This is a genomic window from Streptomyces sp. NPDC002138, assembly GCF_040296485.1.
In the GTDB taxonomy this organism is placed as follows: Bacteria; Actinomycetota; Actinomycetes; order Streptomycetales; family Streptomycetaceae; genus Streptomyces.
Genome location: NZ_JBEOXE010000006.1, coordinates 103,877 through 117,830, shown reverse-complemented (window position 1 = coordinate 117,830; position 13,954 = coordinate 103,877). Strand labels below are relative to the sequence as shown.

The window sequence follows — 13,954 nt, the reverse complement described above, 5'->3', positions numbered from 1 at the left end:
CTAGTCGGCGGGCCAGACCGGGAGCGGGCGCACGGCTTCGCGCAGGGAGCGCGCGATCGCCGCGAACTCCTGCGCGCGGGCCGTGCCCGTCCGCATCGCCAGGGCGATCCGGCGTGAGGGCGCGGGCTCGGCGAAGTACCCGGTGGCCAGGTATTCGTTGCGGGTGGTCTCCAGCCGCAGCGCGGTGCGCGGCAGCAGGGTGACGCCGAGCCCGCCCGCGACGAGCTGGACCAGGGTGGAGAGCCCGGCGGCGGTCGTGGTGACGGCCGCGCCCTCACCGCGCCCGGCCTCGCGGCAGATGTCCAGGGCCTGGTCCCGCAGGCAGTGCCCCTCGTCGAGAAGCAGCAGCTGGAGTCCCCGCAGCTCCTCGCGCGGGATGTCCCGGCGCCCGGCGAGCGGGTGTTCGCGCGGGGCGAGCAGGACGAACTCCTCGTCGAAGAGCGGCATTTCGGTGACGCCCGGCACCCCGAGCGGCACCGCGAGCAGCAGCAGGTCCAGGCGCCCGCCGGTCAGGCCGTCCAGCAGCGAGGAGGTCTGCTCCTCGTGCACCTGGAGGTCCATCAGCGGGTAGCGCCGCTGGAAGAGCCCGAGGACGGTCGGCAGCAGGTAGGGCGCCACGGTGGGGATCACGCCGAGCCGCAGCACCCCGGTGAAGGGGGCCCGTACCGCCTCGGCCTCCTCCAGCAGGGCGCCCATCGACTCCAGCACCACCTTGGCGCGGGCCGCGATCCGCTCCCCCGCCGGGGAGAGCAGCACCTTGCGGGTGGTGCGCTCCAGCAGCTGTACGCCGACGGCTTCCTCCAGCGCGGAGACGGCCCCGGACAGGGCGGGCTGGCTCATGCCGATGGCGGCGGCCGCGTCCCGGAAGTGCAGGTGCTCGGCGACGGCCGCGAAGGCGCGCAGCTGGGCGAGCGTGGGCTGTTTCGCGCCACTCTTCACACCGGTCTTCGCGCCGCTCGTGATGCTGGTCTTCACGCCGCCCTTCGCTCCCCTCTTACTGGCTGCCACTGATAGGCACCTCCGATCACCTGGGACAAGAGTAGCTATTTCTGTAATCAATCCAGGTGTGCCAGCATGTGAGATACGTCCAACCCCCCTTGGAAAGCCCTCAAAAAGGGCGCTTTCCCCATTGCTTGGAGTGCGCGTGCTCACTGTTGGTGACAAGTTCCCCTCGTACGATCTGACCGCTTGTGTCTCCCTGGAGGCCGGTAGCGAGTTCGCCCAGATCGACCACAAGACCTACGAGGGCAAGTGGCGCGTGGTGTTCTTCTGGCCGAAGGACTTCACCTTCGTCTGCCCGACCGAGATCGCCGCCTTCGGCAAGCTGAACGAGGAGTTCCAGGACCGCGACGCGCAGGTCCTCGGCGTCTCCGGCGATTCCGAGTTCGTGCACCACGCCTGGCGCAAGGACCACGCCGACCTGCGTGACCTGCCCTTCCCGATGCTGGCCGACTCCAAGCACGAGCTCATGCAGGCCTGTGGCGTGCAGGGCGAGGACGGCTTCGCCCAGCGCGCCGTCTTCATCGTCGACCAGAACAACGAGATCCAGTTCACGATGGTGACCGCCGGTTCCGTGGGCCGTAACCCCAAGGAGGTCCTGCGGGTCCTCGATGCCCTGCAGACCGACGAGCTGTGCCCCTGCAACTGGAACAAGGGCGAGGGCACCCTGGACGCCGGCTCGCTGCTGGCCGGTGAGTGACCCGTGTCCCTCGACACGCTGAAGGCCGCCGTACCGGACTTCGCCAAGGACCTGAAGCTGAACCTCGGTTCGGTCATCGGCAACAGCGACCTCCCGCAGCAGCAGCTGTGGGGCACCGTCCTGTCCTGCGCGATCGCCGCCCGCTCCCCGCGCGTCCTGCGTGAGCTGGAGCCGGAGGCGAAGGCGAACCTGTCCGCGGAGGCCTACACCGCGGCCAAGTCCGCCGCCGCGATCATGGCGATGAACAACGTCTTCTACCGCACCCGCCACCTGCTCTCCGACCCGGAGTACGGGACGCTGCGCGCGGGCCTGCGGATGAACGTCATCGGCAACCCGGGCGTCGAGAAGGTCGACTTCGAGCTGTGGTCGCTCGCGGTCTCCGCGATCAACGGCTGCGGCCAGTGCCTGGACTCGCACGAGCAGGTCCTGCGCAAGGCCGGTGTCGGCCGCGAGACGATCCAGGAGGCCTTCAAGATCGCCTCGGTGATCCAGGCCGTCGCGGTCACCCTCGACGCGGAGGCGGCGCTCGCCGACGCCACCGCCGAGTAGTAGGACCCGTCAGACCCGCGCCATCCGCGCGTGCACAGCGAAGGGCCCCGCCGCCGTCACCACGGCAGCGGGGCCCTTCGTGCGTCCGGCTCCGGCTACTTCCGCAAGGCCGCCATCAGGTCCCGCATGTCGGAGATCATCGCCGCCTCGATCGGGGCGTAGTCGACGCCGCCGGGCGCCGCCCCGGGGTCCCGCGTCATCCCGCTGAAGGGGACGATCGTGAGCGTGAACACCGCGCCGCCGTCCAGCACCTTCAGCTCGGGCCCCTGGCCGTCGGCCGTCCGGGCCATCACGGCCCGCTCGCCGAGGTCCGGTACGGAGGCCCGGCCCAGCGTGGTCGCGTGCGGCTGCCAGGGGCTCTCGACGTCGAACTCCGGCTCCGGGTCGGTCTTCTTGTGCAGCTGCAGGGAGGCCCACACGTTGTAGCTGACGGGCTTGTCGGTGTCGGACGGGCTGCCCATCATGCACATCGCCCAGTCCACCGCGGGGTTCTCGGTGTTCTGGCTGGACGGATTGCCCGTCCGCAGATCCCCGAAGGCCGCGGTCAGCGCCTTCGCCTTCAGGGTGTCGCACAGCTTCTCCGGCAGGCGGTAGGCCACCGGCGGCGCGGCCATCCGGTCCCCCAGGGCGTACAGCCCGCCCGCCCAGAGCGCCGAGGCCAGCACCGCCCCGCCCAGGGCCCACACCCACCGGCCGCCCCGCCCGGGGCCACCGCCCCGCTCCGGCGCGGGAAGGGTCTCCGCGGCCGCCCCGGGGGATGCGGACAGCTCGGTCGTCCAGCCGGAATCGGCCTCGGGCTCGGATATCACCGCTGCTGCTCCTCCTGCTCCGGCTCCACCCGGTCCACGGCGGTCGCCCCGTGCGGGCCCGGGCCGAACTGCGCGTCCTGTTCCCGCGAATACACCCGCAGATAGCCGACGACCGTGTTGGTGACGGCGACCAGCGGCACGGCGACCACGGCGCCCCCGATGCCGGCGATCATGCCGCCCGCGGCCACCGAGAGCACCACCGCGAGCGGGTGCACCCGTACCGCCCGCCCGAGGATGAAGGGCTGCAGCACGTGCCCCTCGATCTGCTGGACGGCGAGTACGACGACCAGCACCATCAGGCCCGTGAACGGCCCCTGGGTCACCAGGGCCACGACCACCGCGAGGGCGCCCGAGATCACCGCGCCGACCAGCGGGATGAAGGCGAACAGGAAGATGAAGACGGCCAGCGGCACCGCCATCGTCACGTCGAGGAACCACAGGCCGAGGCCGATGAAGATGGCGTCGATGAGGGCCACGAGGACCGTGCCCCGCACGTACGCGGTCAGGGTCCGCCAGGCGCGCGGTCCGGCGCCCGCGACCCCGGCCCGGGCGGCGGTGGGCACCAGGCCCAGGACCCACTGCCAGATCTTCGCGCCGTCGTACAGCAGGAAGAGGGTGGAGAACATGGCGAGCAGAATGCCCGTCAGCACCTCGACCATCACCGTGACGCCCTGCAGCCCGGCGGAGGTGATCTCCTGGGTGTTGGTGCCGATGGTGTCGCTGAGGTTCTTGGCGATGTCGTTGATCTGCTGCTCGGTCACATGGAACGGGCTGTTGAGGGCCCACCGCTTGAGCTCTTCGATGCCGTCGCGGACCCGGGCCGAGAGCTGGTCGAGGTTCTCCATGACCTGCCACACCACGAACCAGCCGACCAGCCCGATGACCACGAAGCCGAGGATGGCGGTGACGGCGGTGGCGAGCCCGCGGGGCAGGCCGAGTCTGCGCAGCCGGACCACGAAGGGCTGGAGCAGGGCGGTGACGAGCAGGGCGGCGGCGAAGGCGAGGACGACCAGCCGGACTTCGCTGATCACCTTCATCACGACCCAGAGCATCCCGGCGACCAGCAGCAGCCGCCAGCTGACCTCCCCGGCCACCCGCATCCCCCAGGGCACCACGGTCACCGGGTCGGGCCGCAGGCGCGCCGTGGACGGCTCCAGCGCCCCCGGCGGCGCCCCGGGGTCCCCGGCGCCCTGCGCGGTGGCGCGCCGCGCCGCCGCTGAGGCGGGCACGGCGAGGGCCGGCTCCGCGTTCTCGGCCTCGACCTCGGCCCGCCGCTCGTCCAGCTTCGCCTCGACCTGGCTCAGCCCTCTTCCGATGCGGCCCAGCCAGGCTGCCCACTTCGACATGTCGTCCCTTTCCCCCCGCACGCGCCAATACGACCCCGTCGACCGTACACGCGAGGAGCCCCGCACCGTAGGACGGTGCGGGGCTCCTCGCGGTTGTGCGCCGAGCGGCTGCTAGTACCAGTCGTTGGCCTGGTGGAAGGACCAGGCGCTGCACGGGCTGCCGTACCGCTCGTTCATGTAGTTCAGGCCCCACTGGATCTGCGTGGCGGGGTTGGTGCGCCAGTCGGAGGCGACCGAGCTCATCTTCGACCCGGGGAGCGCCTGGACCAGACCGTAGGCGCCCGACGACGAGTTGACCGCCTGGTAGTTCCAGGTCGACTCGGCGTCCACGATGTTCGAGAAGCACTGGAGCTGGCCCGAGGGCACGATCTGCGCCGCGATCGACTTGACTTCGGAGATCGTGTAGGAGCTCTTCGGCGTGAAGGAGGACGCGTCGCGGCTGGCGGACCGGCTGGCCACCTGCTCCTTCGCCTCGCGCTCCTTCTTCTCCTTCGCCTCGGCGTCGGCCTTCTGCTTGGCCTCGGCCTCGGCCTTCTTGTCCTTCGCGTCCTTGGCGGCCTGGATCCGCGCCGCTTCCTCGGTCGAGCGCTTGGCGTCGGCGTCGGCGGCGTGCGAGATGGCGTCGGCCTGCTCGGTCAGCGAGGCGTTCTGCACACGGGCCTGCTCGCCCGCGGGAATGTCAGCGAGGAGAGTCGCTCCGGACGCGGTCGTCTCGAGGTTGGTCGAGCTCTGGGGGTCGCCTGTGGCAACACCCACGACGGCGCCGACGGTGGTGACCGCGGTGGCGGATGCCACGGCGAATCCCCGTACCGAGATGCGGCTCACACGGTGTCCTTCCAGCAGCGTCCGCAACGGTGACCTCGCGGACGCAGGAGTGCCCTTGACACTGGCCTCCACGGTTCTGTGGTCACAGGAGGCGCGGGCCCGTCGGGCAACTCCCGGGGAGGGAGTGCCGCGTGAAGCTTGCGGGCGGCATACGGCGGTCGGTTCTGGAGTTGTCGCTGAGCTGTGCAGCCACGAGGGATGCACGTGTGCCGTATGCGGGGCCTTACGGAGACCAGACTCTGCCGGACCGCGACGCCGCGAGGCAATTCTCCGTTGCGTGGGAAAGGTCACACCTGCTGCGACTCCGTTGTTTTCGGCGAAGCCCTGTGCAGCGGTGCGCCGCCCGGCTAGGCTCTCTCGCCTTTGCCGGACGGCGCCAACTTCCGTACCGCTATGGGTCCTTTCAGATGGTTTCCAGCATCTCCGTCACGAGCGCGGCGATGGGCGAGCGCTCGGACCGGGCGAGCGTGATGTGGGCGAAGAGCGGATGGCCCTTCAACTTCTCGACCACGGCCACGACTCCGTCGTACCGGCCGACCCGCAGGTTGTCCCGCTGGGCGACGTCATGCGTCAGCACGACCCGGCTGTTCGCCCCGATCCGGGACAGAACGGTCAGCAGGACGTTGCGCTCCAGCGACTGCGCCTCGTCGACGATCACGAAGGCGTCGTGCAGCGAGCGGCCCCGGATGTGGGTGAGCGGGAGCACTTCCAGCATGCCCCGGCCCAGCACTTCCTCGATGACGTCGCGCCCGGCGACCGCCGAGAGGGTGTCGAACACCGCCTGGGCCCAGGGGCTCATCTTCTCGGAGGCGTCCCCGGGGAGGTAGCCGAGGTCCTGGCCGCCCACCGCGTACAGCGGCCGGAAGACCATCACCTTCTGGTGCTGCCTGCGCTCCAGCACCGCCTCCAGCCCCGCGCAGAGCGCGAGCGCCGACTTTCCGGTACCGGCCCGGCCGCCCATGGAGAGGATCCCGATCTCCGGGTCGAGCAGCAGGTCCAGCGCGATGCGCTGCTCGGCGCTGCGGCCGTGCAGCCCGAAGGCCTCGCGGTCGCCCTTCACGAGCCGCACGTTGCCGTCGGCCGTGACCCGGCCCAGCGCCTTGCCGCGCTCGGACTGGATGACCAGACCGGTGTGCACGGGCAGTTCCGCGGCCTCGGGGACGTACAGCCGCTCCTCCGAGAAGAGGAGGTCGACCTGCTCCCCGGAGAGGGCCAGCTCGCTCATGCCGGTCCAGCCCGCGTCGGTGATGGCGAGTTCCGCCCGGTACTCCTCTGCGAGCAGGCCCACGGACGAGGCCTTGATGCGCAGCGGGAGATCCTTCGACACGACCGTGACGTCGTACCCCTCGGCCTGCAGGTTGCGGGCGACCGCGAGGATCCGCGAATCGTTGTCCCCGAGCCTGAAGCCCGCGGGCAGGATGCCCGGGTCGGAGTGGTTGAGCTCGACACGCAGGGTGCCACCGAGATCGCCCAGCGGGATGGGGGCGTCGAGGCGACCGTAGCGGACCCGGAAGTCGTCGAGCAGGCGCAGCGCCTGCCGGGCGAAGTAGCCGAGTTCGGGATGGTGCCGCTTGGCCTCCAACTCGGTGATCACCACGATCGGGAGCACGACTTCGTGCTCGTCGAAGCGGGTGATCGCGTTGGGGTCTGCCAGCAGGACGCTGGTGTCGAGGACGTAGGTCCGCCTGTCGGGCAGGCGGCGCTTTGTGCTGGTCACCACGGAAGGACGTACCCCCTCGGAAGAGGTCGGGCCATGAAGACCGGACCGGTCATCGGCCGCGATGCCAGGGCCGAACACCGGCCCTCCAATCCGTCCGTGCGAACCGCACGCGCGTCCTGGTGCAAAGGGCCTCCCGGGCGGACGGCCCTGTGCCGTCCGCTGAGACTCGACACCCGTGGACCGGGCGTCGACCTGCATGGGGTATGCCCTCGAACACCGGCCGCCATGCCACGGCATATGACGGACGCTCGGTGAATCCCTGGTGAAGGCCTCGGGCGCGGGGGGCGGATACGCGAACCGGGCCCCGGACTGCGGTCCGGGGCCCGGTTCGGGGCGGGGTGGCGCGGCGCCGGGGATCAGGTCCCGTAGCGCCGGTGACGTGCCGCGTAATCGCGCAGGGCCCGCAGGAAGTCCACCTTGCGGAAGGCCGGCCAGAACACTTCGCAGAAGTAGTACTCGGAGTGCGCGCTCTGCCAGAGCATGAATCCGGACAGCCGCTGTTCGCCGCTGGTGCGGATCACCAGGTCGGGGTCGGGCTGGCCGCGCGTGTACAGGTGCTCGGCGATGTGGTCGATGTCGAGGATTTCGGCGAGCTCCTCGAAGGAGGTGCCCTTCGAAGCGTGCTCCAGGAGCAGCGAGCGCACGGCGTCCGCGATCTCCTGGCGGCCGCCGTAGCCGACCGCGACGTTGACCAGTATTCCGCCGCGGTCGAGGGTGGCCTCCTCGGCCTCCTTGAGCACGGACTGCGTGCGGGCGGGCAGCAGGTCCATGTTCCCGACGTGGTGGACGCGCCAGCGTCCGTCCGCGGCGAGGCCGCGCACGGTGTTCTCGATGATCGTCAGGAGCGGGCCGAGCTCGTTCTCGGGCCGGTCGAGGTTGTCCGTGGAGAGCATCCACAGCGTCACGACCTCGACGTCCGACTCGTCGCACCAGCCGAGCAGCTCGGAGATCTTCTCGGCTCCGGCCTGGTGGCCCTGTTCCGTGGTGCCCCCGGAGGCCTTGGCCCAGCGCCGGTTGCCGTCCAGGATCACGCCGATGTGCTTGGGCGCCGCGTCATGGTCGATGCGGCCTTCCACCCGGCGTGCGTAGAGCCTGTACACCAGGTCGCGCAGATTCACGATCTTCCAGCCCCTCCGTGCAAAGCCCCCGTGCGAATTGCGGTCCCCCCTCAAGGCCGCCACATTACTGCGCTTGCGGATGCCTCACCCAACTCGGTCGGTCACAAGTCCGTGATAGGGAGGACAACGTGACTGATACCAATCCCTATCGGGCAGAGCCCTCGCGCTACGACTCCATGGAGTACCGGCGCACGGGCCGCAGCGGCCTCAAGCTCCCCGCGATCTCGCTCGGACTCTGGCACAACTTCGGGGACGACGCGTCTCTGGCGAACCAGCGGGCGATCCTGCGGCGGGCCTTCGACCTCGGCGTGACCCACTTCGACCTGGCCAACAACTACGGGCCGCCCCCCGGCTCCGCCGAGCTGAACTTCGGCAAGATCTTCGCGCAGGACTTCGCGTCCCACCGCGAGGAGCTGGTCCTGTCCACCAAGGCCGGCTACCTCATGCACGCCGGGCCCTACGGCGAGTGGGGCAGCCGCAAGTACCTGCTCGGCTCCCTCGACGCCTCGCTCAAGCGGATGGGCGTGGACTACGTCGACATCTTCTACTCGCACCGCTTCGACCCGCACACCCCGCTGGAGGAGACCATGGGCGCCCTCGCGTCCGCGGTCCAGCAGGGCAAGGCGCTGTACGTCGGCGTGTCCTCCTACACGGCGCAGCAAACGGCCGAGGCCGTGCGGATCCTGCGCGAGATGGGCGTGCGTCCGCTGATCCACCAGCCCTCGTACTCCATGATCAACCGCTGGACGGAGGAGGACGGCCTGCTGGACACCCTGGAGGAGGCCGGCATGGGCTGCATCTCCTTCGCGCCGCTGGCGCAGGGGCTGCTGACCGGCAAGTACCTCAAGGGCATCCCGGAGGGCTCGCGGGCCACCCAGGGCAAGTCCCTGAACCCGGACCTGCTCTCCGAGGACGTGGTGCGCCGCCTGAACGGGCTGAACGCCATCGCGGCCCGGCGCGGGCAGTCGCTGTCGCAGCTGGCCCTGAACTGGGTGCTGCGCGACGAGCGGATGACCTCGGCGCTGATCGGCGCCTCCAGCGTGCGCCAGCTGGAGGAGAACGTGGCCGCGCTGACGGGCGCCGCGCTCACGGAGGAGGAGCTGAAGGAGATCGATGCGTACGCGGTCTCGACGCCCGGGACCAACATCTGGGCCCAGCGGGGGTGACCTGCGGGTTCCCCGTTCCCTCGGGTCCGGGGAGCCGGAGACGAAAAACGGGCCGGTCCGTGGGGGGGATACGGACCGGCCCGAGGGGGGGGTTCCACCATAACCCTTCGTAAAGCCTGCTGCGTGCATTGCCGCGCCACCACTACGCTCCGAATCCGCCGAGGAGCATTCCGGTGAGCGCGCCGGCCGCCATGAAGGGGCCGAAGGGGAAGGGGTCGCGGCCCCGCGCGCGGCCCCGCAGGACAAGGGCGAGGCCGTACAGGGCGCCGTAGAGGAAGCCCAGGAACGCTCCGGCCGCCCATACCCCCCACCCGTACCACCCAAGAGCGACCCCGAGGGGGAGCGCGAGCTTGACGTCCCCGAAGCCGAGCCCGGCCGGGTTGACCGCGAAGAGCACGAGGTACGCCGCCCCGAGCGCGCCCCCGCCCAGCAGCGCGAGCCGCCAGGACCCGGCGGCCCCGGGCAGCAGGGCCGCGACCCCGAGCAGCGCGGCCACCGCGGCGGCCAGCGGCAGGGTCAGCACGTCGGGCAGCCGGTGCACGGCCAGGTCCACCAGGGCGAGCAGGAGGAGTGCGGGCGCCAGCGCGACGAAGGCCGCCGTCTCGGGCCGGGCCCCGGCGGCCGCGGCCAACGCCGCGCAGACCAGCGCGGCGAGTACGGCCGTACGGGTGGCGCCGGGCCCGTAGGCGCGGCCGGAGCACCGCGCGGGCCCCAGCCAGCCGCGCACCCCGCGGCCCAGCGGGTGCCCCCGGGGGCAGCTCGCCCGCCACGGCTCCCCCGGCTCGACGCCGAGCCGGTAGGCCGCCCGCGGCAGGAGCAGCCCGGCGGCCACGCCGTACCCGGCGGCAAAGATGATCACGACCACGCCCATCCCGCCGACCGTAGGCCCCGGCGCGGCGGGGGTCATGGGCCCGGGGACCCATGGCCCGGCCGCCCGCCCCGGCGCAGACTGGTCCCGGCCGGGACCCCGCCGGCCGGGAGCGAGGGGACGCGGATGGCACGGCGTTGGCAGGACGGCCCGGGCACGCTCGGCCTCCCGGAGGGCGGCGCGGTACCGCTGGAGGTGGCGGCCTCGTACCGCGCCCGGACCCGGGGGCTGCTGGGGCGGGACGGGATCGAGGGGGCGCTGCTGCTGACCCCGGCCGGGAGCGTGCACACCGTCGGGATGCGCTTCGCCATCGACGTGGCCTACCTGGACCGGCGGCTGCGGGTGCTGGCGGTGCGCACGATGGTCCCGGGCCGCCTCGGGCTGCCGCGGCCGCGCTCGCGTCACGTACTGGAGGCGGCGGCGGGGGCGATGGCGGGGTGGGGGCTGCGGCGGGGGGTGAGCGTGCGGGTGGAGCGGGGCTCGGAAACGGGCTCGGAAGCGGGCGCGGGCCCGGGCTCGGAAACGGGCTCGGACCGGGGCTGACCGCGGCACTGGGACCCGCCCCCGGCGCACGGTAAGTTGGGACGGTTGGGCATCAGGCGGGGTGCGGGATCGTCGGGGAGCGGCTGTGGCAGAGAACGCGCAGGTCAAGGCGTTGGAACAGATCATGTCCGCGACACACGGCGCCGATGAGGACATCGACTGGCAGGCCGCCGAGGCGGTCTGGGGCACGCGCTTCCCCGCCGACTACGTCGCCTTCATGGGCCGTTTCGGCGCGGGAACCATCAACGGCGAGGCGGCCATCCTGCTGCCGCTGCCCAAGCCCGGGCCGCAGTGGGCCCCGGCCGAGATCGCCGAGGAGACCGCGAACGCCCGCGCCCTGTGGGCGGCGGAGGGCGGCCGGGCCGCCTTCGACATCGACCCGGAGTCGATCCTGGCCTGGGGCGTGGTCGGCGGCGCCGACATCCTCTGCTGGCTGACCACCGACCCCGATCCGGACCGCTGGCCGGTCCTGGTGTGCGGGCGGCACACCGCCGACGTCTTCGCCGTGTACCCGTACGGCATGGCGGAGTTCCTGCTGCGGATGTGCTCGGACGAGTTCGACATGAGCCCCGTCGGCATCACCTTCTGGGACGGCGAGCAGCTCGGCTTCGTGCACTGGCGCAAGGCCCAGCGCCGCTGGCAGGAGGGCCGCAACCCCGAGACGGGCGAGCCGGACCCGTACGCGGGCGAATTCGCCGACTGACGGGCCGCCGGCCCTCCATCGCCGTTTTACGGCCATCCCCGCTCGCCGAGTGCCCACCAAGCCCGTTTCCGGCCGGAAACGGGCTTTTCGGTATGTCTACGCGCGTCCGAATTGTTGATCACATATCGGAAAACACCAGGCTGAAAAGCGTGAGTTGGAGCATTGACCACAAGTTCCGCCCCAATGGAATCAATCCCCTTTCCCCAGGAGAGAATTCCGGCCAACGGGCCGAGTGGGACACCCCGGTCGGGAGCAACTCATAAGTAACGTCGGGCTACAAAAGAAACTCGGGGAAATCTCTCGTGCGACGAAGAACGTTCGGTTCGGCCGCGGGCGCGGTCGTGCTCGGTCTGCTCGTTCCGCTGGCCGGCTGCGGCTCCGGCGCAGGTGGTGGCGGTGACGACGTGACGCTGCGGTTGATCGCCGCCGAATACGGAGACGGTCCGGGCACCAGCTCCAAGTCCTTCTGGGACAAGATGACGGGCGATTTCACCGCCGGGCACCCGGGCGTCAAGGTCGAGGTCACCCTCATGCCGTGGACCGACATCGACCGCGAGGTCAGCAAAATGGTGAAGGCGGGCAAGGCCCCCGACATGGCCCTCATGGGCGGCTACTCCGACTTCGCTGCGCAGGGCAAGCTCTACTCGGCCGAGGAACTGCTGTCGGTTTCCGCCGAGGCGAACTTCCTGGCGCCACTGGCCGAGGCCGGTTCCGTCGGCAACACCCTCTACGGGCTGCCCTTCGTGGCGAGCAGCCGCCTCCTCTTCTACAACCAGAGCCTCTTCACGAAGGCCGGCGTGAGCGCCCCCCGGACCTGGTCGGACCTCAAGAGCGCGGCCAAGGCGCTCAAGGACAAGGGGGTGAAGTTCCCGTACGCGCTGCCGCTCGGCCCGGAGGAGGCCCACGCGGAGGCGATGATCTGGGAGCTGAGCAACGGCGGCGGCTACGCCGACAGCAGCGGCAACTACAGCCTGGCCTCCGACGCGAACGTCGAGACCTTCCGCTGGATCAAGGAGAACCTGGTCGTCCCGGGCCTGCTCGGGCCGGTACCGCCCTCGCAGCTCAACCGCCAGGACGCCTTCGCCGCGTTCCTGCGCGGCGAGGTCGGCATGCTCAACGGCTACCCGTCGCTCCTCCACGAGGCCAAGGCCAAGGGGATCGGCGTGGGCACGGTGACCATGCCGGTCAACGACACCCTGGGCAACGGCGAGACCCCGCCGGCCGTGGGTGTCGCCGACTGGATGATGGCCTTCAAGCAGAACGGCCACCGCGACCAGATCGGCCGCTTCCTGGACTTCGTCTACCAGGACAAGAACCTCAGCGCCTTCGCGGGCCGCTACCACCTGCTGCCCTCCACCATCTCCGCGTCCCGCACCCCCTCCGGCGACGGCCTCGACAAGGGGGACGAGCAGTTCCTCACCGCCCTGCGCGGCGCCCAGCTCTACCCGGTCAACGACCCGTCCTGGGTGACGGTCAGCGACACCATCAAGCGCAACATCGGCCACGCCGTGGACCCGTCGGGCGACCCGAAGGGCGTCCTGGAAGGCATCGCGGAGAAGGCCCGCGACGAATCCAAGCGCCACTGACCCCCGAGCCGTCCACCCCCGAACCGTCCACCCCCGGACCCAGGCACCCCGGGCCCCGCCGCCACCCACCCCGCGCGGCACGACGGCCCCCACGGCACCCCGGCACTCGACCCGAGTCACGCCCCGCCCGCCCGCCCGCCCGCCCGCACAGCGCCCACAAGGCGTCCGCGGCGCCCCGGGCCACCCGATGGCCTCGCCGCACTCCCGGGTCCACCCGGTCGGCACCCCGACGCTGCTGCAGACCGGACCACGGTGCCTAGTGCTGTCCGTTGTTGCCGGAGAAGGCCGTGCGGTACTGCTCGCAGCTGGAGTCCCAGCGCAGGCTGCCGTCGAGGGTGCCGTAGCCGGAGCGGGTGGCCGACCACTCGACCGTGTACTCGCCCGTGTCGCAGGCGATCCGCTTGTCCCCGCCGACCGTGGCGCGGCCGGTGGCCGGGCGGCTCCGGGAGTCGCTGCGGACCTCCGCCGCCTTCGTGCCGTCCGCCCTGCGCACCACCGCGTACAGGGTGATGGGGTGCTTGCCGTTCTTCGTGGTGACGGCCTTCTTCACCAGCGTGGAATCCGACACCGACCAGGCGAATTCGAACTTCGGCTGCCAGGCCAGCGTCTTGGGGTCGGCCTTCTGCGCCTCCCATTCCGAGGCGCCGGGCGGGCCGGGGGCGGTCACCGTCTTGTACTGGACCCCGGGGTGGAAGCGGAACTGCGCCTCCAGCTTGTGCATCTCGTCCTTCGTCCAGCGGGACTTCATCGTCTTCTCGCCGCCGGCCGGGTCCTGGAGGTACGACGCGACCTCGGTCGCCGAGGCCTCCACGAGGGCGGGCGCGAGGGCCGCGGCGGCGGTGGCGAGGGCGAGAGCGGCGATACGGGTGCGCTTCATGCGCTGCCCAACGGGCCCCCGTGGCGGGCCGGAACGACACCGGGCGCGCGTTCACTCGTACGGGAGCGCACGAGGTGACGGACTGCGGCGCGCCAGGAATATGACCCGACCGGGGCCCGTTGGCGCTGCTGGGACCACGCGGTGG

14 protein-coding genes are annotated in these 13,954 nt (G+C 71.2%); 6 read left to right on the top strand and 8 right to left on the bottom strand.

Features of this window, described 5'->3' with window-relative positions:
* A complete protein-coding gene (locus tag ABT084_RS05830) occupies positions 1-975 on the bottom strand; it encodes a hydrogen peroxide-inducible genes activator (RefSeq protein WP_351038463.1) in 975 nt (324 codons plus the stop codon).
* Between the two features lie 169 nt (positions 976-1,144).
* Between ABT084_RS05830 and ABT084_RS05825 the strand changes: the two genes are divergently transcribed.
* Positions 1,145-1,699, top strand: coding sequence for a peroxiredoxin (locus tag ABT084_RS05825; RefSeq protein ID WP_351038461.1), 555 nt, complete (start codon positions 1,145-1,147; stop codon positions 1,697-1,699).
* 3 nt (positions 1,700-1,702) lie between these two features.
* Positions 1,703-2,248 carry an alkyl hydroperoxide reductase gene (locus ABT084_RS05820; RefSeq protein WP_351038460.1) on the top strand — a complete coding sequence of 182 codons (546 nt, stop codon included), beginning with the start codon at positions 1,703-1,705 and terminating at the stop codon, positions 2,246-2,248.
* A 95-nt stretch (positions 2,249-2,343) separates the two neighbouring features.
* Here ABT084_RS05820 and ABT084_RS05815 read toward each other — a convergent pair whose 3' ends face one another.
* The 5 genes from ABT084_RS05815 to ABT084_RS05795 form a co-directional block, all read right to left on the bottom strand.
* Positions 2,344-3,057 carry a hypothetical protein gene (locus ABT084_RS05815; RefSeq protein WP_351038458.1) on the bottom strand — a complete coding sequence of 238 codons (714 nt, stop codon included), beginning with the start codon at positions 3,055-3,057 and terminating at the stop codon, positions 2,344-2,346.
* Positions 3,054-4,403, bottom strand: coding sequence for an AI-2E family transporter (locus tag ABT084_RS05810; RefSeq protein WP_351038456.1), 1,350 nt, complete (start codon positions 4,401-4,403; stop codon positions 3,054-3,056). Before ABT084_RS05810 ends, ABT084_RS05815 begins: the two co-directional genes overlap by 4 nt.
* A gap of 111 nt (positions 4,404-4,514) precedes the next feature.
* A complete protein-coding gene (locus tag ABT084_RS05805) occupies positions 4,515-5,228 on the bottom strand; it encodes an aggregation-promoting factor C-terminal-like domain-containing protein (RefSeq protein WP_351038454.1) in 714 nt (237 codons plus the stop codon).
* 403 nt (positions 5,229-5,631) lie between these two features.
* Positions 5,632-6,948: an RNA 5'-3' helicase PhoH2 gene (gene phoH2, locus ABT084_RS05800; protein WP_351038452.1), complete on the bottom strand. Its 1,317-nt coding sequence runs from the start codon at positions 6,946-6,948 to the stop codon at positions 5,632-5,634.
* A gap of 356 nt (positions 6,949-7,304) precedes the next feature.
* Positions 7,305-8,066 carry an isoprenyl transferase gene (locus ABT084_RS05795; RefSeq protein ID WP_351038450.1) on the bottom strand — a complete coding sequence of 254 codons (762 nt, stop codon included), beginning with the start codon at positions 8,064-8,066 and terminating at the stop codon, positions 7,305-7,307.
* 128 nt (positions 8,067-8,194) lie between these two features.
* Here ABT084_RS05795 and mgrA point away from each other — a divergent pair, with 128 nt between their 5' ends.
* Positions 8,195-9,232, top strand: a complete 1,038-nt coding sequence (gene mgrA, locus ABT084_RS05790) for an L-glyceraldehyde 3-phosphate reductase (RefSeq protein ID WP_351038448.1) — start codon at positions 8,195-8,197, stop codon at positions 9,230-9,232.
* Between the two features lie 142 nt (positions 9,233-9,374).
* Here the strand turns inward: mgrA and ABT084_RS05785 are convergent, their stop codons facing one another.
* Entirely contained in the window at positions 9,375-10,103 is a 729-nt protein-coding gene (locus ABT084_RS05785) for a prepilin peptidase (protein ID WP_351038446.1), read from the bottom strand.
* A 123-nt stretch (positions 10,104-10,226) separates the two neighbouring features.
* On the opposite strand from ABT084_RS05785, the gene ABT084_RS05780 reads away from it, so the two are divergent.
* From ABT084_RS05780 to ABT084_RS05770, 3 genes are all read left to right on the top strand, one after another.
* Positions 10,227-10,643 (top strand): DUF192 domain-containing protein, encoded by a 417-nt coding sequence (locus tag ABT084_RS05780; protein WP_351038444.1) that lies wholly within the window; start codon positions 10,227-10,229, stop codon positions 10,641-10,643.
* 85 nt (positions 10,644-10,728) lie between these two features.
* Positions 10,729-11,346, top strand: a complete 618-nt coding sequence (locus ABT084_RS05775; RefSeq protein ID WP_351038443.1) for an SMI1/KNR4 family protein — start codon at positions 10,729-10,731, stop codon at positions 11,344-11,346.
* A 302-nt stretch (positions 11,347-11,648) separates the two neighbouring features.
* Entirely contained in the window at positions 11,649-12,932 is a 1,284-nt protein-coding gene (locus ABT084_RS05770; RefSeq protein WP_351038441.1) for an extracellular solute-binding protein, read from the top strand.
* Positions 12,933-13,188: 256 nt separating this feature from the next.
* Here ABT084_RS05770 and ABT084_RS05765 read toward each other — a convergent pair whose 3' ends face one another.
* The gene (locus ABT084_RS05765; protein WP_351038440.1) at positions 13,189-13,809 is read right to left on the bottom strand and encodes a hypothetical protein; all 621 of its coding nucleotides are present in this window, start codon (positions 13,807-13,809) and stop codon (positions 13,189-13,191) included.
* Positions 13,810-13,954: the final 145 nt, after the last annotated feature.